Raw genomic sequence first — 19,603 nt, 5'->3', positions numbered from 1 at the left:
CCCCCGTCGGCACCTCCGTCCGCTCCGCCGTCGGCACCCCCGTCGGCACCTCCGTCCGCTCCGCCGTCGGCACCCCCGTCGTGTACACCCGGGACACCGGCTGCGCCGCCGTCCGCCGGGCCTTCCTGGCCTTCTTCCTGGTTCGGATCCTGCTGGGATTCGGTCATGCTTCCTCCCGAGATCGACGTGCTGCGAACAGCGGGCTCACCGGCGCTCCAGACCCGTATCGGTCCGGTCTTCGCCTGTCGTTCCAGCTTATCGGGGTGGACGAACCGGCATGTGTGTATTGGTCAGCGACGGCGAGGCCCACGTCCACGGGTGTCGGCGCGTTCCCATCACCTGTGCGCAACCCTCCCGCGAGTGGGTCACGAGGCTTCGAAACGCGCCTCGATGTCGGCGGTGAGCGTGATGCGCTCGGGTTCGAGGACGAACGCGGGGCCGGTGTCCTCTGATGCGCTCGGCGCGTCCGACCGCAACATCGCGGTGCGCATCGTTGTAGCGCCCGCGGCGTGGACGGGTGCGGGATGGGAGCCGAGCATGCCCGGATCGGCGATGGCCACGGCACGAATGGTGTTGCTGTCGAGGGACTTCGTGTACGCCGTCGCTTTGCCGAGCGCGTCGCGGACGGCGAGCTCGCGGACCCGGGCGATGTGTTTCTGCTGCGCTTTGCGGGTGATCCACCAGCGCAGGTCTGCGACGGTGACGACCTCGAGTGCCGAGACCTGATCGACGAACGCGCCGATCTCACCGAATTCGCCGAACGTCACTGTGATCGATGCGGACGAGTTGTACACCCACGGTCGGGTCTTGCCCTCGCGGCTGTACGGGCGACGGCGACTGTGCCGTATCCGATCGAATGCCCACCGCTTCACCGGGCTGGGGGAGCGCTCTCCCAGTTCGGTCACGAGATCGGTGATTCGGGCCACAGCGTCGGTCACCGGTTCGGCCGCTCGTTTGCGCGAGGTGCCGTCCGCATGCACTCGCAGGACGACTGTGCACCGGTTGGGCACGACCGCGCTTTCGGCGTGGCCGGTGACGGTGATCGTGACTGGGTGCGGGCTCATGGTCCCGAGTGTGCCAGCGTGAGCCGGTCGTTCGGCGAGGTTGGGCAGAGTGCATCGCCCTCGGGCGGACCCGCCGGTAGGGATTACGGTCGAAACTGTCGAATCCGACCTTTCGGGCACCGAATCGTGTCACCCTTGACGTGTCAGAAGTGTGTCCCCTCGAACCCGTCAGAAGTTAAAGGTGTGACTGGTGAGACAACGGGGTATCTGCGTTGGGTCGAACTCGCCAGTGTTCACGAAAGGAACGCGCACATGCTCGGACTCGGAATCCTCGGCTGGATCATCATCGGTGGTCTCGCCGGCTGGATCGGCAGCAAGATCATGGGCACCGATGCCCAGCAGGGCATTCTCCTCAACATCGTGGTCGGCGTCATCGGCGGCTTGATCGGTGGCTTCCTGCTTCAGGTCTTCGGAGTCGATGTCGAAGGCGGCGGACTGATCTTCAGCTTCCTGACCTGCCTTCTCGGCGCGGTCATCCTGCTTTTCCTCGTCAAGGCCGTCACCGGCCGTGGCGTGCGCCGCTGACCGTAACCCACCACCGAGGTCCCGGATCCGTACAGGGTCCGGGACCTCGTCTTTTCGTATCCGACCCGCGCATCCGGGGCGCATCACGCCCGGCCCGCGGGCCGCGAACGGGCCTTGTCCCGGTATCCACCGCGTCGTATATTCGGCGTCGACTCTTCGGTTCGGACCGATCGAGGTGCCCGCAGGCCCCGAGTGATCGAAGGAGACGAGATCGGTTTCCGAGCAGATCTCGCCATCTCCCCACCGAGGGCACCAGCGCGTACCGGCTGCTCGCCGACAGGCCGCTGACCGCACACGAGACATCTTTGCTTGTCCGGTGCTCACGGCCCCCGGCCGGAGTGGAGGGGACCATCGATGACGAGCGAACGCAACCCGTGGTGGGGTCTGTCCGCACTGGTGGTCGGGTTCTTCATGATTCTGCTGGACCTGACGATCGTCGCCGTGGCGAACCCGGCGATCGCGACGGACCTTCAGGCCGACATCAACAAGGTCGTCTGGGTGACCAGTGCCTACCTGCTCACCTATGCAGTCCCCTTGTTGTTCACCGGTCGTCTCGGTGACCGCTTCGGACCGAAGAAGGTCTACCTGGCGGGCCTCGCCGTCTTCACCGGTGCCTCCCTGTGGTGCGCGCTCTCGAGCACGATCGAGATGCTGATCGTCGCCCGCGCGGTCCAGGGGCTCGGCGCAGCTCTGATGACACCGCAGACCATGGCGATCATCACCCGCACGTTCGCGCCGGACAGACGCGGCGCGGCCATGGGCCTGTGGGGCGGGGTCGCGGGCCTGGCGTCGTTGCTCGGGCCTCTCGTAGGCGGGGTGCTGGTGGATTGGCAGGGGTGGAACTGGATCTTCTACATCAACGTCCCGGTCGGTGTCGCGGCGTTCGCCCTGGCTGTGTGGTTGGTGCCGAGCCTCGAAACCCAGCCGCACAAGTTCGACATCGTCGGGGTGGTCCTCAGCGGCATCGGCATCTTCCTGGTGGTCTTCGGAATCCAGGAGGGGGCAGTCCGGGACTGGGACATCTGGATCCAGGCGATGATCGGTGCAGGTATCGCACTACTGGCACTGTTCGTGGTCGATCAGGCCCGGAACAAGGATGAACCGCTGTTGCCGCTGAGTCTGTTCCGCGACCGCAACTTCTCGCTGTCGAGTATCGCGATCTCGGCGATGGGTGCCGCGGTGACCGCACTGATGGTTCCGATCTACTTCTACCTCGAGACGGTCCGGGGATTCTCACCGACGCGAGCCGCTCTGGTGTTCGCACCGCTGGCCGTCGTCACCGGCCTGATGTCACCGCTGGTCGGCAGGATGTCCGACCGGATGCCGCCCCGCGTCCTGCCCACCGCCGGATTCGCGATCTTCTCGGTGTCGGTCTTCGGCTTCGCGGCGCTGATGAACTCGCACGCTCCCATCGTGTGGTTCATGATCATCGCCGCGGTCACCGGCATATCCAACTCGTGCATATGGGCACCGTTGGCGTCCATTGCCACGCACGACTTGCCGGTACAGCGAGCGGGGGCCGGCGCGGGTGTCTACAACACCACGCGGCAGCTCGGGTCGGTACTCGGCAGCGCTGCCATCGGCGCGCTGATCTCGTCCCGCACGGCCGCGCAGGGACTGGGGGAGATGCGCGTCGGGGAAGGTGGCGGAGCACACCCGATGGACGCCGGTCTCCCGGAGCAGATCGCCGACAGGTTCAGCACGGCGCTGAGTCAATCGATGCTCCTGCCCGCGTCGATTCTGGTCGTCGGTGTCGTCGCCTCCGCATTGTTCATCGGTCACGGTTCGCCGCAGCGGACCCCGCACGCCGGCGCGGAGGTCGAACAGGCCCGGGTTGCCGACCGGACGAGTTGATCGCGACCGGCGCGACGTTTCACCTGCCGGTCTGCGCCGCGTGGGCCGGTCCACGCTAGCGTGTTCGGTCATGGTCGTCACCGAGAGTTCACCTCGTGTATCCCCGCGGTTGGTCCGCTCGATGCTTCTCCCTGCCGTGGGCATCGCACTCGTTCTGACGCTGGCGGCTGCGGCTACGGTGCCGCTCCGCGACCGCCTGTACCTGTCGGTCGCCCAGACCGTGGAGGCGTCCTTCCTCGGGCCGGTGGCCGGTCTCGTCGCCGACAAGGGGCTGCTCGTCCTCGTCGGTTTCACCGCCGCCCTGGCAGTGTGGTTGTGGCGCAGCGACCGACGCGGATTCGGGACCCTGGCCGTGGGCGGACTCGGGGTGGTCTCGGCCTATCTGTCCAGCGAGCTGATCAAGCTGGTGGTGACCGAACCGCGGCCGTGCCGTGCGCTCGGCATCGAAACGGTCCTCGAATGCCCTGAGGTGGGTGACTGGTCGTGGCCCTCGAACCACTCCGTCATCGCCGCCTCCTTCGCCACGGCGTGCATCCTCGCGGCCCCGCGCCTGATCTGGCTGGTGGCTCCGCTCGCGGCGGTGCTCGCCTTCTCTCGGGTGGCGGCCGGTGTGCACTACGTGCACGACGTGCTGTCGGGTATGGCGCTCGGGGTGCTGGTGGTGTCTCTGGTGGTCGCGGCGCTTCTGCCGTACGTGTCGCGGCTTCCGCTGCTGTCGAATGCACCCCGCTCCGAGGATCGCGCAGGGTAGCTACGTTCGTCCCGGTTGCTCACTGCGGTGAGCTGGTGAGGGGATCCGTGACGAGATCCGGGGCCGTGTCGAGGCCTGATCGCCGAACCGACCACTCGGACCTCGACCGGCTGATCCCTACAGGAAGGTGCCGCCCTCGACAGGACGTCGTTGCAGAGGGCCGTCTCAGCCGCGGTCGATGCGGGGCCGCGCGCCGTCGAGGAACAACCGTGCGATTCGGTGCGCACCGGCGGAGTCGTCCGCAATGTCGGTTGCCCGAGCCAGATGAAGGAAGGCGTTCATCAGGAAGTGCGGGTCACCGGTGAGTTCGCCGCTGTCCACGGCGTCGGCGAACATCGAGACGACCGGATCGAGGATCTCGTGTACGTAGAGTCCTGAGATCTCGTCACGGACCGTCTCGCTCACCTGGTCGAGCGCGTCGTAGATCCGCTGCTCGAACGAGATGGTGGATCGGTGGTGCTCCGAACAGGCGACCGCGAGTGCGATGAGCCGATCCTCGAGTGAACCCTGAACCTCGAGGGCTTTCTCGATGCGCAGATGGAGGCCGTCGATGTACTCCTGTGCCACCGCGCGGTAGAGATCTTCCTTTCCGCCGGGGAAGTGATGGTAGATCGACGGTTTCCGGATGCCGACGTTGCCGGCCACACCGACGAGGGAGATCCCGGCGTAACCGGTGGCAGCGAGTTGATCGGCGAACGCTGTCATGATCTGCGTACGCGTGTCGGTTCCGTCGGTCATCGGGTCCTCCGGGCATGGTTCAGTGACGAGGCGCAGGCGCCTGCGCCCGCCACGAGAAGCGTAACGAGTACGAGGGTGGCGATCGGTGCAGCCTCGAGCGCGGCACCGCTCTCGAGGTCGCGTGCGGTCTCGACGAGACAGGTGATCGGGTTGACGGTGGCGACCGTACGCATCCAGCCGGAGAGTTGCTCCACGGGAGCGAAGAAACCCGTGAAGAACGACAGACCGAACACGATCAGGGACACCAGGTTGATGCTCGATATCGATGCGCCGCGTACGGCGAGAGCGACGGTGAACAGCGCAACGGAGCAGCCGAGCGCGAGCATGGCACCGAGCATCGCGACGACCCCCGGCCACGACCCGGGACGGTAACCGACGGCCATTGCCCCGGCGACGGTCACGATCTGCTGGAAGGCGACCGCGACGAGGGTGGCGACGAGTGATCCGATGAGGAACGGCATCGACGTTCCATGTGCCATCCGGAGCCGGTCGAGATAGCCACTCGACACGTCCTGATGTACGAGGGTGCCTGCGGCGCCCGCGCCGGTCGCTACTGCCGTGACGAGAACGAGCGGAAGCAGGAAGGAGATGAAGCTTCCGCCGGACAGATAGTCCCGGCCGACGGTGCTCAGCTGGCCGGTGTAGACGAGCAGGAAGAACAGGGACTGGGCGAGTGGACTGATCAGCAGAGCAGGCGAGCGCAAGAGGTTCCGCAGGGACCTCAGGCTTGCTGCGCCGGTGACGGTGATGGGGAGTCGAGAACGGGTGAGGTCGGGAGGAGGGGCGGGGGAGAAGAGCATGGTGGTGTCCTTCGAACGGGAGTGTCGGCGTATCAGTGAGATGCCAGAGCGACGAACACGTCGTCGAGAGAGGGTTCGGAGAGTCGTATCTCCTCGATCGCTCCTGCCATTGCGCCGATGTCGTGCAGAGCGGTCTCGAGTACATCCGAATCCTGCGGGAGAGCGAGTCGCACGAGCGTCCCCGACCGGGACTCCGTCCGGAACCCGGCCCGTGAACGCGTGACGAGTTGGTGTGCCGCAGCAGGATCCGTCAGCGCAAGGGTGAGCGTTCGGTCACCGATCCGCTGTTTGAGTGCGTCGGGCGTGCCCTGGGCGACGAGTTCTCCGTCCCCGAGGACGACGATGTCCGTGGCCAGCACTTCTGCTTCGTGGAGGTCCTGTGTCGAGATCAGAAGAGTCCGGTTCGGATCGTTGCTGTTCAGTCGCGTGAGCTCGTTCCAGAAGTCGAGGCGCGCGAGGGGATCGAGTCCGGTCGTCGGTTCGTCGAGGATGATCACGGACGGTTCGCCGACCAGGGCGATCGCCAGGTCGACTTTTCGCCGGGTGCCGCCGGAGAGATGGGTGATGCGCTTCTTGCTGTGATCGCCGAGTCCGAACAGTGCGATCAGCTCACGCGTACGCAGACGTGCAGTCCGCCGACCCATGCCCAGCGCAAGCGCTTGGAAGTCGAGGATCTCTGTGGGGGTGGCGCAGGGATCGAGCGCATTCGACTGGGGGGTCAGGCCGATCGTTCGTCGTGCTTCCCGTACGTCCTCGAGGGTGTCGTGGCCTTCGATGCGGACGCGTCCCGAGGTCGGGGTCCGGATGGTCGCGACGAGCTCCAGCAACGTCGACTTCCCGGCGCCGTTGGGGCCGAGCACGATCGTGCGGCTCCCTCGTGCGACACCGACCGACAGGCGGTCGAGGGCTGCTCGGTCACCGTAGGTCTTGGTGAGATCGATCGTTTCGATCGCAAGTGGAGTGGGCATTCGCCCAGCCTACCTTCCGGTAGGTAGGTAACTCTCGGCACCCTCGGTTCGATCGCTCACAGATAGGGTGGAACCGGCGGGTCGTGGGCTCTCCTCATGGATGGGTGCCGAGAGCACGGAGAACGAACGGCAGAGTGCGAGCGACCGCGGCGTCCACTCGCTCCCCGGCCAGCAACGACGGCCGCTGGGCTTCGAGACATGCCATCAGCATCCGGGTGGTGTCGCCGGGGTCGGCGGCGGCGAACACGCCGACTTCGATCCCCGAGCGGACGAGTTCTTCGACCAGCTCGCCGAGGGGTTCGACGTGGGCGAAGAACTGCTGTCGGTCCTGAGGGGACAGCAATGTGGCGATCGAGGTGACCACTCCCTGCTGGAGCGAGAACTCGATGAGCACGAGTTTGACGAGTACCTGGACTCTGTCGACCGGATCGGTGCGGTCGTCCAGTTCCCGGTGTGCGAGAGTCAGAAAGCGGGTCATCTCTCGCTCGGACCATCCGAGCAGTAAGGCCGTCTTGTCGGGAAAATAGTTGTAGACCGCGGTGCGCGAGACGCCGGCCTGCTTCGCGATCGTCTGCAGAGTGAGATCCGGCCATCCGGTGGCGTGGAACTCTGCGGCGAATGCGTCGAGAATCGCGTCACGCACCGCCGCCTTGTGGGCGGCGACAGTGCTGCCGCCGGTGAGTTTGGGCATGGAGAGTCCTCAACTGTCTGTGTGGGTGGGCAATCCGAACAACTCGGCGATCACCCGAGGATCACCTTGCCATGCGATCACGGGATCGAGCACCAGTCGGTGGGCCAGATGCGCCAAGGTCTCGGCCACCGCCAGTTCGCCGGTGACGGGAAGGGCGGTGCGGTGCCCCAGGCGTTCCAGTTCCCCGGCAATCGTGCGATCGACACGTGCCCGTAGTTCGTCCACCACGCCGATCCCGGATGGGCACACCGTCATGCCCATGTCGGTGCCCGACGACCGCCGTGCCGACGACTCGGGCGCATCCGGCGCACCCCCGCCGCGGCCAGCACCGTCACGAGCGCGCAGTTGAGCAGATAGGCAACGCCCGCGAGCGGCATCGACGCGGCGTGTTCGTGCATCACCGGCAGGAACATCGAAGCTGCGAACACCGAGAGGGACAGGCCGAGCGTGCTGTCGTCGGCACGCGCCGATGCGACGAGCAACACGGCCAGCAGTGCTGCAAGTTGTGTGCCGTAGTCGGCAGTGAGCAGTGTCGAGGAGGCAACGGTGTGCCGTGTCGCGAGGAATCCCTGGACGACCGCCGCGACCGCCACGGCGGCGGTGATTGCGGTAGCTGCTGTCCGGGTGGCCTGATACACGCGTGCGTGCGGCTGTGACGGGCGGTCTCGGCGAGGAGACGATGTGTAGTTCATGGAGGGGGGTCCTTCGGCACGACGAGGGCAGAGGAGTGAAGACGACACCCGGGTATCGGATCGGTCCCGGTTACCGGGTGGAATTCGCGGTCGGTGGGATCAGACCAGTACCGCGATGGCGATGTTGACGACTGCCAGGGCGGCGGCGACGTTCGCCAGGACAGCAGTGCTCCCGGCGGTGACCTTCTCCCTGCGGATGCCGACGACGGAGACGGCCAGAATCGCTACTGCGAGGAGCAGTTTGATGCCGATCTTGGCGTGGTCGACGTCGAGATCCTGCATCTCGCGCAGCCCGACGAGGAGAAGCCCCGTGACGACCTGCACGATCGCCCCGTGCAGGAAACCCTTGGTGACTCCGGGAGAGCTGCGCTGAGCCAGCCACGCGCCGAGAATCGCGGCCAAACCGAGGAAATGAACGATGAGGACGAGGTCCAGAACGAAGTTCATGGCGCGATTGGACCAGACCCTCCGGTGGCCGACCAACCCGCGGAAAGACGCACCTTGTTCCCGCGATCCTGCCGTCGACCATCGGTGAAACGATCATGACCTGCCGTTACATCGTTCACAGAGGGCACCGGCGCACACCGATTTTTATGACGCAATGTCGTAAAACTCACACGCCAGCCGGTGTCTGCGACTCTCGGCCGATCGTGCTCGAGGCGCCGTCACGAGATCGGCCGCCGCGCAGTGCCGTTCGAGTCGGCTCCGCAGTGATCGGCGTGACGCTCGCGATGGCCGAACCGTGCTCGTCGGCCGTCCGGATCGTTCCGCGGCGCTCTCTGATCACGACCGCAATCGTCGTGTGTGTCCGGATGCGCAGTCAGGTGGCCGGGTTGCCGAAGCGGTAGCCCGAGACAGCGACCCCACCGAACGAATCTTCGTGATAGGTGCGGTGGCCCGGTTCCGTCCCTGCGGCGCCGGCGACCACCATCAACGGCAGCAGGTGGTCTTCGCGGGGATGAGCCACACGGGCACCGGGTGCTCGGTGCCATTGCTGCAGGAGACCGCTGCGTTGTTCGGGTGCTCCGGTCACGGCGGCGGTGAGCCAGTCGTCCCATTGCCGGGAGGCTCGTGCTGCGAGATGCGGATCGGTCGGTCGGAGGTTGTGGTAGCTCGAGCCGCTACCGATGATGAGTACGCCCTCGCGGCGTAGGGGTGCGAGGGCTCAGCCGACGGCGAGATGCTCGTCGACGTCGTACGACGCTTTGATCGACAGTTCCAGAACGGGGAGGTCCGCGTCGGGCCACGCGATGTGCATGGGGGAGAAGGTTCCGTGGCTGTATCCACGGTGAGGGTCGGCGTCGACGCGGATACCTGCTTCGCCGAGCAGGGTCGTGATGCGTGCTGCCACGGCAGGAGAGCCGGCTGCCGGATATCGGATACGGTAGGTGAATTCGGGGAATCCGCCGTAGTCGTAGAGCATCGGGGGGTGGGGGTTGGTTTGCACGGTGAATTCGTCGGCTTCCCATTCGCCGGAGATCACCAGCACCGTGGTGGGGGCGGTTCCCACTTCCTGGGGGATTTGTTCGATGGAGGTGCGCAGGCGGGAGTGGTCGAGGCCGAAGACGTTGTCGCCCATCCACGGCCACGGCCCTGCGCCGTGGCTGAGGAAGTATGTCGGGAGTTCGAGCGGGGGTGTGGCGTGCATGCGGGCCTCCGGCCATGTCAACGGTGAAGCAAAATTAGCATCGCGATCTCATGTCGGACCGCCGAGGCGGGTCGGCGAGTACATCGGCGAGGTTCCGGCCCCGGTTTCGTCCACCACGACCGGCCCCGTTCGACCACGCCGGCGGAGGAGCGGCGGCGTGGTTACGGCCGAATCGTGAACGCGCGGTCGCGGGCGGCGGCCCTTACTGTGCTGGGTGCTCGAATTCGCGTCCGCTCGTATCGCTTCGCCCTCGCCGTTCGGGTACATGGCCCTGTCGGTCGTCGGCGGTGGCGTACTGGGAGCACTGGCCGGCGCGCTCGTTCGTGGCGCCGGGGGGTTGGTGTGGCAAAGTTCGCCGATCGTCGAGACCACCTGACCGTTGTGTCGGTCTCCCATTCTGTGGTGGTCATCAACGGGAAGCTGCACGCTTCGGTGTTGTTGGCTCTGGAAGATCACTGAGCGCGAACGTCTCGAGTGCGAGCCGATATCTGTAGCCCACGTCGCCTGCAGTATCCGGCAGGCTCTGACGGATCCTGTGGAGCGGACTCTTCGCTGTGCTGCGGCTGCGGCACCACTTCGAGGCACGTGGTCAGCCCCTGACCCATCTCTCGTTGTCGTGATAGGCCCATTCGACGACGTCACCGTCGGCATAGGTGCAGTCGGTGAGCCAGAACGTTTCGTCGGGTGCCCATCCTGCGATCACCGACGCGGTGTCGTCGTCGACAGCGATGGCGGTGCCCGCAGCGGCGAGATAACCGGCGACGGTCAGGTGCACTCCCGCATAGTGCTCGGCGACGTCCTGCCAGTCGGGCAGCACCCACCTTCCGTCGCGGCCGGTGGTGCGGTACCAATCGTGGCGTTTCTGCGCGGTGACCTCGAGCGGGAACCGTCGGCACAACTCCGCCCAGTCGTCGACACCATCGATCTCGCACATCTCGACGGTATCGGGCACGATATGCCGCCGTGCCCAGGCGTGGTTCTCACCCTGGGAGTCCTCGACGAACCACAGGCATGCGGGTGAACCGTCGACGAGGGCGCGGGTGGAGCATGGAACTCCGAGTGGCGCCGACCACCACAGCCCGGACCAGCTCGCCGTCGGGTCGGTGGGGCGTTCACGCGCCGCGCGCTGCTCCTCGGCGACGACCCTGTCGCGCCAGGTGACGAGCGTATGCCCGACAGGGGGAGTGCCCAGATGTGGTTCGGCCCATCCAACAGACCACTGGTCGTGTCGGACGACGCCGGTGGCCCACCACCGGGCGTGTTCCGATGCGGTGAGGTGCTCGGCGACGTGTTGCAGTTGTCGGCGGATCGGCTCTGTCGCCGCGAGAAGGTCGTCGCCTTCGGGTTCCTGCCAGTACCGGGCAGAGTCTGTGGCCGCGGCGAGCACCGTGCGCAGATGCTGCTCGGTCACCTCGGGCAGCGGTACCGCCGACAGCCGTCGCGCCACCTCGTCGGGTGGGATGTTCGGCAGAGGCTGATCAGCGCCGGGCCCGAACAGGACGCCGGCGGTCCCGTTCGCAACGCCGAGTTGGTAGGCGGCGTAGAACACGCCGGCGGAGAAGGATTCCTGCGAGAATTCCTCGCGCGCAGGGGCGTCGGCGAGCTGCGCGTATTCGAGGAGAAGTCGACGCCCGCGCGGGCCCGCCAGCAGTGCCTCGGTGAGATGTGCCGGGGCGTCCCGTATCGTCATGGCGTCCAGTAGAGCATCGCTGCCGCTACCTGTGGCGGGGCGGCGGTGCTGCGGCTCACACCGATCGTGGCATATCTGTGTCAGTGACTTCGTCAGGAAATGAAGACCGGTCCGGTCGTGCCGGTCACGGTCCACTGTCCGTCGATCTGCTCGAGGACGTAGGTCAGACCGAGTCCGCAGTCGATACCGCACCACAATCCGGCACCGACGTGGATTGTTCCGTCGTCCTGCCGCAAGCCGGGGGACATGCTGATGATGACGCCGTCGCCTGCGACCCCGGCGAAGCCCTGTGGTGTGGGGTCTGCGTGCAGCTCGGATCCGGAGACGAACTCGAGAGGAGGCAGGTCGGCGGACTGGGCTGTGATCTCGCTTTTCAGTCCGGTATCGAAGGGTGGCCCGTCGGGGGCGATGACCAATTGTGCGCTGCGTGATGCGGGCCCATCCACGAAGTGGACGGACCCCATTCGTGTCGGCGCCGTCGCGTAGGGGTGGTCGACGAGGACGAGGTAGTGCAGGGCAGCGGAGTAGAGCTGTGACTGCTCACTGGGCGGCGGTCGGCTCGTGGTCGGGTCCAGCTGGCCGGTGCCCGCGCCGGTGTTCGCGCTCGCGCAGCCGGCCAGGGCAGCGGCGAAGACCAGCGATCCGGTCGCCGCTCGGATCCTCATGGCTGGATCGTACCGATTACCGAAGTAGTCCTGGCTCTTTCGTAAACCTCTCGGGGTGGCTGCTCGCCCGGCGCGGCCGCTGTGGGGTCCACTGTGGTGGGTCGTGCGAGGGTGGGTCATGACTTGCGTAATGCGTGCGGCTCGTTGGTGGACCGTACTCTCGGTGGTGACCGTGGTCCTTGTCGGGATTGTGTGCTGCGTGATCGTGTGGACGTTCGTCCCACCGGTAGTCGTTTTTCCGTGGTTCGCTCTTGCCTCCGCGCTCCTTCTCGGTCTCGGCGTGGTGTGGTCGGTGCTCGGGCTGATCGGCTGGTTCGGCTTCCGTTCTCTGTGTATCACGACGATTGCGCCGGCCGTGGTGCTTGTCACCGCGGCGCTGGTGATGTTGTCGGTTCCGTCGACGGTGGCCTTTGCGGTCTCGAAGCCGTCCCTGGTCGCAGCGTCGGCGCAGTGCGTGCAGTCGTGGAACGATCACTGGATCGGGGTGTACCGCGTGTGGCGGGTCCAACCCGTCGACGGCGGGTGTCTGTTCTATATCGAGGGTGGCCTGATCGACTCGATAGGACTTGCCTACCTGCCCGATGGCGCACCGCGTCTGGGCAAGCCTCGTCGCGACGGTGATATCGGGTACGAGCACTACAACGGCGACTGGTATCGATTCGTTCAACGCTTCTGAAGTCTGCCGAGCGAATGGCCCGCGCGCCCACTTTCCGACGCGCAAGTCGCCTGGCTCGAAGGTGATGACACGATGGGTAGAGAGTCTCCGAGCGCTGACCGCCGGCCGAATCTTCCCTTGCACGGAACACGTCACGCGTGCAACGCGAAGGGTGCATTGAACGGTCGCCGGCCGCAGGGCAGGCGCTCACTCTCCCGGATTGCCCGGACGACCGATGAAGGGGAGTGTCCGGAGCTGCGCGACCTCGAGATCGACTCCACGCCTCCGTTGCCGCAGCCACCACCGCTGCTCACTCGGATCCCTCGTGGACTCGGGAACGTCGGTGCGTGCGTGGTCGTGAGCGTGAACTGGTTACCGGATCCTCACTGCGCCTCGGTTCCCGCGAATCCGGTAGCAGAGATCCGGTCGATGACATTTGTCATCGTCTGTCCGTGAGAGTGTCACCTCATCCGATGACACCACGCACTGTTTTCGATCGGTTGCTCCGTCGATGCTGGAAGGCATGAGAGAACCGCACGAAGGCAACTTCCTTACCGATGTGATGGAACTGGGCCCGGCGCCCACGATGAGCCGTGAGCTGGTGGTGCTCGTGCTCACCGTTGTTGTTGTGGCGATCATGTTCGCGCTGGTCGGACCTGGTCCGGTCATGTGGATCGCCTCTGCGGCCGTTGCGGTCTTCATGGCTGTTCGTTTCGTGGTCGGCTTGCGTGGCTGGAACCGATCGGGAGCACAGCGATGAAGGACGCACCAGTGATCGAGGTCGACAGTATGTCGCGGCGATACGGTTCCGGGAAGGACGCGTTCTACGCTGTCCGCGATCTGGAGCTGGAAGTTCGGGAAGGGGAATTGTTCGGCCTTCTCGGAACGAACGGTGCCGGAAAGACGTCCAGCCTCGAAGTGATCCAGGGGCTCTCGCGGGCGACGGAAGGATCGGTGCGAGTTCTGGGTATGGACCCTGTACGTGAACGTCGGCAGCTGCGTCCGAGTTTGGGCATCATGCTCCAGAAAGGTGGTCTTCCGCAAGATCTCACGGCTCGCGAAAGCTTGTCGATGTGGGCGGGGACATGCTCGGATCCCCTGGGTGTCGACGAAGTGTTGGAACGAGTGGGCATGCGACATCGCAGCGGCACCCGCGTGAAGTTCCTCTCCGGCGGCGAAGCGCGTCGACTCGACTTGGCATGCGCGATCATCGGTCGACCCCGTGTGCTGTTCCTGGACGAGCCCACGACGGGCCTCGACCCCGAAAGTCGGCGTAATACCTGGCAGTTGATCGCGGAGTTGAAAGCCTCGGGCGTCACCATCATGTTGACGACGCACTATCTGGACGAGGCGGAGTCGTTGTGTGATCGGTTGGCGATCATGCACCGAGGAACGGTCGTGCGCGGCGGGACGGTTGCCGAGGTGGTTGCGGATCATCCTGCGCAGATCAAGCTGACTCGACCGGATACTCTGCCCCCGGCTTTGGCGGGTGCCGAAATGCGCGTAGACGGCGACAGCGTGCTCATCACCACAACCACGGTGCAGGAAACGCTCACAGATCTCCTGGTGTGGGCGCAGCGCAACCGAGTGGTCCTGTCGGGGTTGGACGCGCGTGCCGCATCACTTGAAACCGTATTTCTTTCCATAGCAGACCATTTCGATCCTCACGTAGCTACCGAAGGGGCGCCGGCATGAACCGCATCGCTACACTCTCCCGCGCAGAGTTCACCCTTCTGGGACGAAACCGGCTGTTGCTCTTCAACGCAATCGTCTTGCCACTTGTCTTCCCCCTCGGTGTCCTGATCCTGTCGCGCGAGGACGGTCTGTCCGACACTGCCGTCTCGGCAGGCCTCGAGATCTTTGCTCTTTTCCTTCTCGTGTTCGTCGTGTTCTACAACCTGTTGTCGGTGTACGCGACGCGGCGTGACGAACTGGTGCTCAAGCGCCTGCGTACCGGTGAGTGCAGCGACGTTGAGATCCTGGCCGGCCCTGCAGTCCCGTCGTGGGTGCTGACCGGCCTGCTGGCAGTGGTCGTCGGCGTCGCGGTGGTGTTTCTCGGTGGCCGTGCCCCGGTCAATCCTGTTCTGGTGCTGGCGGCCTTCGTCGGGGGTGCTGCAGCGTTTACCGCATTGGCTCTCATCACCTCCGCGGTGACCCGAAATGCCGAGGCTGCGCAGATCACGTGCATGCCGATCCTGATTCTTGCCACCGCGGGTATGTCGAGTATCAGAAATATGGTGCCGGACAGTGTTGGTCGTGTACTCGATTTCACGCCGATGGCCGCTGTGCTCGACCTGGTGAATCTGGGATGGGTGGGGCGCACCTCGTCCGAGCTGGCGGATGGTGGTGCTGCAGGAGGTTTCGTGGATGTATTCGGGTCGGCGGGCACACCGTTGCTGGTCCTGGTGGCGTGGATCGTCGGGTCGGTCCTGGTCGCCAACGTGCACTTCCGCTGGGAACCGCGCGCCTAGGACTCTGGGAAGATGGGAGGCATGATCGGGGAAAGCGTCGGACGTTGGCATCCGAACCGAATGTGGCAGACAGCGTCCAGCGTCGACAAGATTCGCCTCTACACACGACAGTCCTTCTACCTCCTGGAGATCTTCTTCGGTGTCTTCGGCGGTGTCACAGAAGCCGCGATGCACCGCTACCTTGGAGCGTTCTTCGTTGCGATCAGTGCAGTCGCGGCCGCTGTCGCCGTTGCGCGGATCCCCGAATTGGGCGGCACCCGGGCGGGATCGATCAAGGTGCCGCTGGGAGTCATGGTGATCGCCGTCCTCTGTGCGGCAATGATCGCGGTAACCGCCGCGGATGCCGACGAAGGTCCATATCTCTGGTTGGCGATGATCGTGCCGGTGCCCTTTGCGGCGTTGGCGTCATGGCGGTGGCTGGTTCCGGCGGCTGTTGCCGTTACGGTGGGGTGTGTACTTGCCGGGGAGAGCGGCACCGGGGTTCTCGTGGGAGGCCTGGTGGTCTTCATGACCGTTACGGTGCGGTTGTCGGTGTGGTTGCTGTGCATGGTCACCGAACTCGACGAGGCACGGGGGACCGCGGCCGCTCTGTCGGTAGCCGAAGAGCGCCTGCGTTTTTCGCGCGATCTGCACGACGTAGTGGGGAGCGCACTGTCGGCAATTGCGGTGAAGAGCGATCTGGCGGCGTCACTGTCGCGTCGGGGTGACGATCGTGCGGCCCGGCAGATGGACGAAGTTCGTGATCTGGCGCAGGAATCACTGGTGCAGGCGCGGGAGTTGGTACGTGGCTATCGATCCATTGCATTGGCATCGGAACTGACGGGAGCGCGGTCTCTGCTCGAGTCTGCGGGTGTCGTCACCGAAACACGGGGGTCGGCGGAGGCTCTGCCGATCGAACTGGCCGAAACTGCGGCGTGGGTCGTGCGTGAAGGCGTGACGAACATCTTGCGTCACTCCACTGCTCGGAGCGCCGTCATCGAGGTCACCGGTGCGACGGTGTCGATCGTCAACGACGGCGCGGGGCAACGACAGGCCGGCAACGGTACAGGTTTGACCGGTCTGCGTGAACGTGTCGATGCTGTGGGTGGCACGCTCGAGGTGACACGCGGTGACGAGCATTTCACACTCACCGCGCACTTCCCGCACCTGACGAAGGAGTCTCGGTGACCGAGTCGATCAAGGTACTGCTCGCCGACGACGAGAATCTCATCCGCTCTGCCCTGGCGATGATGCTCTCCCTCGAGGATGACATCGTTGTCGTGGCGGAAGCGGAATCAGGTGAAGCGGCCGTTGTCTCCGCGTCGGAGCTTCGGCCCGATGTCGTCGTGCTGGACCTGCAGATGGTCGGTATCGACGGCATCGAGACGGCCCAACAGATCGCACGATCGGTGCCCGGCTGCGCTGCGATCATCGTGACCAGTCACGGTCGCCCGGGTTACTTGAAAAAAGCCCTGGCGGCAGGGGTCCGCGGCTTCTTGCCCAAGACGACCTCGGCGACCACCCTCGCGGAGGTCGTTCGCAGCGTTCACTCCGGCGGGCGGTACGTCGACCCCTCCTTGGCGGCCGAAGCCATCGGTGCCGGCGATTCACCACTTACCCCGCGCGAAGCGGATGTCCTCGAGTACGCGGCCGATGGAGCTTCGATCGAGCAGATCGCTTCCCGTGCACACCTGTCGGCGGGAACCACCCGCAACTACCTGTCGTCGGCCGTCGGCAAGCTCGGTGCGGCCAACCGGCACGAGGCTGCGGTGATCGCCCGGCGGCACGGGTGGATCTGACGCCTCCCGGCCGCGACCAGTGCACGCCCGGAAGCGCACGACCGATCCGACGCAGCACGACGCTGCTCGTCAGCGCCGGGAAAGATGCTCAGGGAGATGGTTCGGGCACTTTTTCGTCGGGTCTCGCCACGCACGGTCACAGAATCCGGGAGACCCGGTAGGGCCGGGAACGGACATGCTGCCATAGGTCGGCTGTGACTACCCGAGCTGACCTCGGCTCGGGTAGTGACACGTCGCACGCTGATCACCAGGGGACGGTGCCGTTGCTGTCGACGAAGGTGCCCGAAGGTGCGTCGGCCGGGAGGGTGGCCGCGGCGACGACCACTGCGGCGGCTTCGGCCGGGGTGAGCGGCGCCTGCTGCCGGTTGATGGGAGTGAGGTCGGTCTGCACGAACCCGGGACACACCGAGGTGACTTTGACCGTGGTGTCGGCGAGTGCCTTGCCGAGCGCGATCGTGATGCTGTTCAGCGCCGCCTTCGAGCTTTGGTAGGCAGGCACGATCATGCCGTAGTACGGCGACTCCGGGTTGGTCTGGTCGGTCAGAGAACCCATGGTGGTGGAGACATTCACGATCCGGCCGTGTGGGGACTTCCGCAAGTGGGGTAGAAACGCCTGCAGGACGGCGACGGGCCCGAACACGTTGGTGGCGTAGGTCTGTCGGAACACGTCGAGGTCTACGATTTCAGCAGCCCCGTTCGTGGCCTCGGGCAGTACGCCGGCGTTGTTCACCAGTACGTCCAGCCCGCCGTGGTGTTTCTCGATCCAGCCGGCGGCCGCGCGGACCGATTCGGGATCGGTGACGTCCAACTGGACCGTGGTGGCCTTGTGGCCGATCTGCTTCGCGGCGTGAACGCCGTCACCGTGGTTGCGGGCGCCGACAACGACATCCATGCCACGTGCGGCCAGCGCTTCGGCGACCGCGCGTCCCAACCCGCGGCTTCCTCCGGTGATCAAAGCTGTGGGCATTTCCGTCTCCTTCATCTCGAGGGTCGGCGTACTCGCGCCGTTACCAGGCAGTCGTTTCTGCTACTCGAAACGTGAGATGCACGCTCGGACGATGTTCTGACGGGTCCGGGTCGGATGGGCTGTCGCCATGTGGACCTGGTTCGTGATCTACGGGTGGATCACATTCAGCCCTGGCTCGTCGGTGGGACTCCGGCGGACGTGATCGGGCAACGAGTACCTGCTGGGCAGCAGTGCCGTCGACGAAAGTGGGGAATGCCCGACCGGCAACGTCCGGCAGTACGTCATCGGGATCTTCGGAGGCGGTTCAGCGACCGAGACATGCTCCTGGGTCGACACGGCTTCGTGTCATGATCTGTGCATGCTTGCTCTCGTGACGGCTGCGGATGCACCCGGACGGGTTGTTGCTGCGGAGATCCCGATGCCTGTTGTCGGTCCTTCGGATGTCCTCATTCGGGTCCGTGCCGCGGCGGTGAACCCCGGTGACATCGTCGCGACACAGACCCTGGAAGTGGGAAGTGTCCCGGGTTGGGTGGCCGCGGGGGTGGTCGAACGGTCTGCCGGCGATGGTTCCGGACCCGCCGTCGGCGCCCGCGTCGTAAGCCTCGCCACCGCCGGCGCGTGGGCTCGATATCGTTCGGCGCCGACCACGCACGTGGCAGAACTCCCGGCCGGCATCTCGTTCGGGGTTGCCGCATCGCTGTTCATTCACGGCGGTACTGCGTTGCGCGCCTTACGTGACTTGAACCTCCCTCGAGGTGGCACGGTGCTGGTCACCGGTGCCAACGGCGGTGTGGGCAGGTGTGCGGTGCAACTTGCTGCTCTGGCCGGACATCGTGTCTATGCGGTGGTGCGCGCCGGGGCGGACGAGTCGGAGTTGCGGTCCCTCGGTGCCGTCGATGTCCTCGAGTCGCCGGCCGAAGCGCCGGTACCGCTCGACGGTGTGCTCGATGTTGTCGGTGGCTCCACTCTGGTCGAAGCGTTTCGCCGCCTCGATGCGGGCGGCACCGTCATTTCTGTGGGCCGGGCGTCGGCGCAACCGTCCGTCTTCGACGCCGAGGACTTTCAAGGGGCAGGTGGTGGGCATGGGCGCAGCATCCGGACCTTCTATCTCGACGACGGACGTCCAGGTCTCGCGCAGGACATCGAGGTTCTCGCGGCCCAGGTCGTGGCGGGTGAGTTGACGATGCGTACTCTCCCGGAGGTGACTGCCTTCGAGGCGGTGGAACAGCTGAAGGACGGAACGTTCGACGTGGTGCGAGTGATCAGCTTCCTCTGACGGGATCTCGGTCTGCAGCTCCCGGCTCGGTTGTTCCCGAGCTGTGTGCGCCGAATCCGCGGTGCTGACCGGAATGTCGGCTCGTGCACACGACGGTGGCAATGCCGAGGATATCGAGGCGATCGTGGAGTTGGCATCGGCGGCAGTGCCGGTGAGCGGTGAAGCCCGCGATACATGAACTTCGACGATGAAGCCGGGCTGAGATGGGTTCCGACGTCGTCCCGCTCGGCTGGTGGCGAGCGAGCGCCGCTCGCATCGCCATGGTGCGAGCGGCGCAACGCGGGTGGGTCATGCCCCGAGTGCATCCCGAAGGAAGGCGACGGCCTGGGTGAGCGCGGCCTTCGCGGCGAACGTGTCGTGCAGGGCGTTG

The 19,603-nt window shown here is 65.6% G+C and carries 22 protein-coding genes and 2 pseudogenes; 12 read left to right on the top strand and 12 right to left on the bottom strand.

Annotated elements, in window-relative coordinates; translation table 11 throughout:
* Nucleotides 1-365: 365 nt before the first annotated feature.
* On the bottom strand, nucleotides 366-1,064 hold the full coding sequence (locus MOM01_RS21250) for an SIMPL domain-containing protein (protein WP_241387433.1): 699 nt from the start codon (nucleotides 1,062-1,064) through the stop codon (nucleotides 366-368).
* Nucleotides 1,065-1,316: 252 nt separating this feature from the next.
* On the opposite strand from MOM01_RS21250, the gene MOM01_RS21245 reads away from it, so the two are divergent.
* The 3 genes from MOM01_RS21245 to MOM01_RS21235 all read left to right on the top strand — a co-directional run bounded on the left by MOM01_RS21245 (nucleotide 1,317) and on the right by MOM01_RS21235 (nucleotide 4,194).
* Nucleotides 1,317-1,589, top strand: coding sequence for a GlsB/YeaQ/YmgE family stress response membrane protein (locus MOM01_RS21245; RefSeq protein WP_241387432.1), 273 nt, complete (start codon nucleotides 1,317-1,319; stop codon nucleotides 1,587-1,589).
* A gap of 354 nt (nucleotides 1,590-1,943) precedes the next feature.
* A complete protein-coding gene (locus MOM01_RS21240) occupies nucleotides 1,944-3,443 on the top strand; it encodes a DHA2 family efflux MFS transporter permease subunit (protein ID WP_241387431.1) in 1,500 nt (499 codons plus the stop codon).
* Between the two features lie 70 nt (nucleotides 3,444-3,513).
* The gene (locus tag MOM01_RS21235) at nucleotides 3,514-4,194 is read left to right on the top strand and encodes a phosphatase PAP2 family protein (protein WP_241387430.1); all 681 of its coding nucleotides are present in this window, start codon (nucleotides 3,514-3,516) and stop codon (nucleotides 4,192-4,194) included.
* A gap of 165 nt (nucleotides 4,195-4,359) precedes the next feature.
* Here MOM01_RS21235 and MOM01_RS21230 read toward each other — a convergent pair whose 3' ends face one another.
* From MOM01_RS21230 to MOM01_RS21185, 10 genes and pseudogenes are all read right to left on the bottom strand, one after another.
* Nucleotides 4,360-4,932, bottom strand: a complete 573-nt coding sequence (locus MOM01_RS21230; RefSeq protein WP_241387429.1) for a TetR/AcrR family transcriptional regulator — start codon at nucleotides 4,930-4,932, stop codon at nucleotides 4,360-4,362.
* Nucleotides 4,929-5,732: an ABC transporter permease gene (locus MOM01_RS21225; RefSeq protein WP_241387428.1), complete on the bottom strand. Its 804-nt coding sequence runs from the start codon at nucleotides 5,730-5,732 to the stop codon at nucleotides 4,929-4,931. The genes MOM01_RS21230 and MOM01_RS21225 overlap by 4 nt, the downstream gene beginning before the upstream one ends.
* Nucleotides 5,733-5,764: 32 nt before the next feature.
* Entirely contained in the window at nucleotides 5,765-6,700 is a 936-nt protein-coding gene (locus MOM01_RS21220) for an ABC transporter ATP-binding protein (protein WP_241387427.1), read from the bottom strand.
* Between the two features lie 94 nt (nucleotides 6,701-6,794).
* Nucleotides 6,795-7,391: a TetR/AcrR family transcriptional regulator gene (locus tag MOM01_RS21215; RefSeq protein WP_241387426.1), complete on the bottom strand. Its 597-nt coding sequence runs from the start codon at nucleotides 7,389-7,391 to the stop codon at nucleotides 6,795-6,797.
* Nucleotides 7,392-7,400: 9 nt separating this feature from the next.
* Nucleotides 7,401-7,646: an XRE family transcriptional regulator gene (locus MOM01_RS21210; protein WP_241387425.1), complete on the bottom strand. Its 246-nt coding sequence runs from the start codon at nucleotides 7,644-7,646 to the stop codon at nucleotides 7,401-7,403.
* Entirely contained in the window at nucleotides 7,643-8,083 is a 441-nt protein-coding gene (locus tag MOM01_RS21205; RefSeq protein ID WP_241387424.1) for a hypothetical protein, read from the bottom strand. Before MOM01_RS21205 ends, MOM01_RS21210 begins: the two co-directional genes overlap by 4 nt.
* A gap of 99 nt (nucleotides 8,084-8,182) precedes the next feature.
* On the bottom strand, nucleotides 8,183-8,530 hold the full coding sequence (locus MOM01_RS21200) for a hypothetical protein (protein ID WP_241387423.1): 348 nt from the start codon (nucleotides 8,528-8,530) through the stop codon (nucleotides 8,183-8,185).
* A gap of 373 nt (nucleotides 8,531-8,903) precedes the next feature.
* Nucleotides 8,904-9,662: pseudogene (locus MOM01_RS21195) on the bottom strand (DODA-type extradiol aromatic ring-opening family dioxygenase).
* Between the two features lie 658 nt (nucleotides 9,663-10,320).
* Entirely contained in the window at nucleotides 10,321-11,421 is a 1,101-nt protein-coding gene (locus MOM01_RS21190) for a hypothetical protein (RefSeq protein ID WP_241387422.1), read from the bottom strand.
* Between the two features lie 92 nt (nucleotides 11,422-11,513).
* Nucleotides 11,514-12,086, bottom strand: coding sequence for a hypothetical protein (locus MOM01_RS21185; RefSeq protein ID WP_241387421.1), 573 nt, complete (start codon nucleotides 12,084-12,086; stop codon nucleotides 11,514-11,516).
* A 163-nt stretch (nucleotides 12,087-12,249) separates the two neighbouring features.
* On the opposite strand from MOM01_RS21185, the gene MOM01_RS21180 reads away from it, so the two are divergent.
* From MOM01_RS21180 to MOM01_RS21155, 6 genes are all read left to right on the top strand, one after another.
* Complete coding sequence (locus tag MOM01_RS21180; RefSeq protein ID WP_241387420.1) at nucleotides 12,250-12,762, top strand: hypothetical protein; 513 nt, start codon at nucleotides 12,250-12,252, stop codon at nucleotides 12,760-12,762.
* A gap of 502 nt (nucleotides 12,763-13,264) precedes the next feature.
* Nucleotides 13,265-13,501 carry a hypothetical protein gene (locus MOM01_RS21175; RefSeq protein WP_241387419.1) on the top strand — a complete coding sequence of 79 codons (237 nt, stop codon included), beginning with the start codon at nucleotides 13,265-13,267 and terminating at the stop codon, nucleotides 13,499-13,501.
* Nucleotides 13,498-14,436 carry an ABC transporter ATP-binding protein gene (locus MOM01_RS21170; protein ID WP_241387418.1) on the top strand — a complete coding sequence of 313 codons (939 nt, stop codon included), beginning with the start codon at nucleotides 13,498-13,500 and terminating at the stop codon, nucleotides 14,434-14,436. The genes MOM01_RS21175 and MOM01_RS21170 overlap by 4 nt, the downstream gene beginning before the upstream one ends.
* Nucleotides 14,433-15,212: an ABC transporter permease gene (locus tag MOM01_RS21165; RefSeq protein ID WP_241387417.1), complete on the top strand. Its 780-nt coding sequence runs from the start codon at nucleotides 14,433-14,435 to the stop codon at nucleotides 15,210-15,212. Before MOM01_RS21170 ends, MOM01_RS21165 begins: the two co-directional genes overlap by 4 nt.
* 60 nt (nucleotides 15,213-15,272) lie before the next feature.
* Nucleotides 15,273-16,379, top strand: coding sequence for a sensor histidine kinase (locus MOM01_RS21160; protein ID WP_241387416.1), 1,107 nt, complete (start codon nucleotides 15,273-15,275; stop codon nucleotides 16,377-16,379).
* Complete coding sequence (locus MOM01_RS21155) at nucleotides 16,376-16,990, top strand: response regulator transcription factor (protein ID WP_241387415.1); 615 nt, start codon at nucleotides 16,376-16,378, stop codon at nucleotides 16,988-16,990. The genes MOM01_RS21160 and MOM01_RS21155 overlap by 4 nt, the downstream gene beginning before the upstream one ends.
* A gap of 244 nt (nucleotides 16,991-17,234) precedes the next feature.
* On the opposite strand, the gene MOM01_RS21150 is transcribed toward MOM01_RS21155, so the two are convergent.
* A complete protein-coding gene (locus MOM01_RS21150; RefSeq protein ID WP_241387414.1) occupies nucleotides 17,235-17,957 on the bottom strand; it encodes an SDR family NAD(P)-dependent oxidoreductase in 723 nt (240 codons plus the stop codon).
* Nucleotides 17,958-18,315: 358 nt separating this feature from the next.
* Here MOM01_RS21150 and MOM01_RS23465 point away from each other — a divergent pair.
* The 3 genes and pseudogenes from MOM01_RS23465 to MOM01_RS21140 form a co-directional block, all read left to right on the top strand.
* Nucleotides 18,316-18,612: pseudogene (locus MOM01_RS23465) on the top strand (alcohol dehydrogenase catalytic domain-containing protein); the annotation flags it as partial.
* 108 nt (nucleotides 18,613-18,720) lie between these two features.
* Complete coding sequence (locus MOM01_RS21145; RefSeq protein WP_241387413.1) at nucleotides 18,721-19,233, top strand: zinc-binding dehydrogenase; 513 nt, start codon at nucleotides 18,721-18,723, stop codon at nucleotides 19,231-19,233.
* Between the two features lie 174 nt (nucleotides 19,234-19,407).
* A partial coding sequence (locus MOM01_RS21140; RefSeq protein ID WP_241387412.1) for a hypothetical protein occupies nucleotides 19,408-19,603 on the top strand: 196 nt, incomplete at its 3' end.

Source organism: Rhodococcus sp. CH91, assembly GCF_022554085.1.
Taxonomy (GTDB): Bacteria; Actinomycetota; Actinomycetes; order Mycobacteriales; family Mycobacteriaceae; genus Rhodococcus.
The sequence above is the reverse complement of the archived record's forward strand: the minus strand, read 5'-3'. Positions and strand labels throughout refer to the sequence as shown.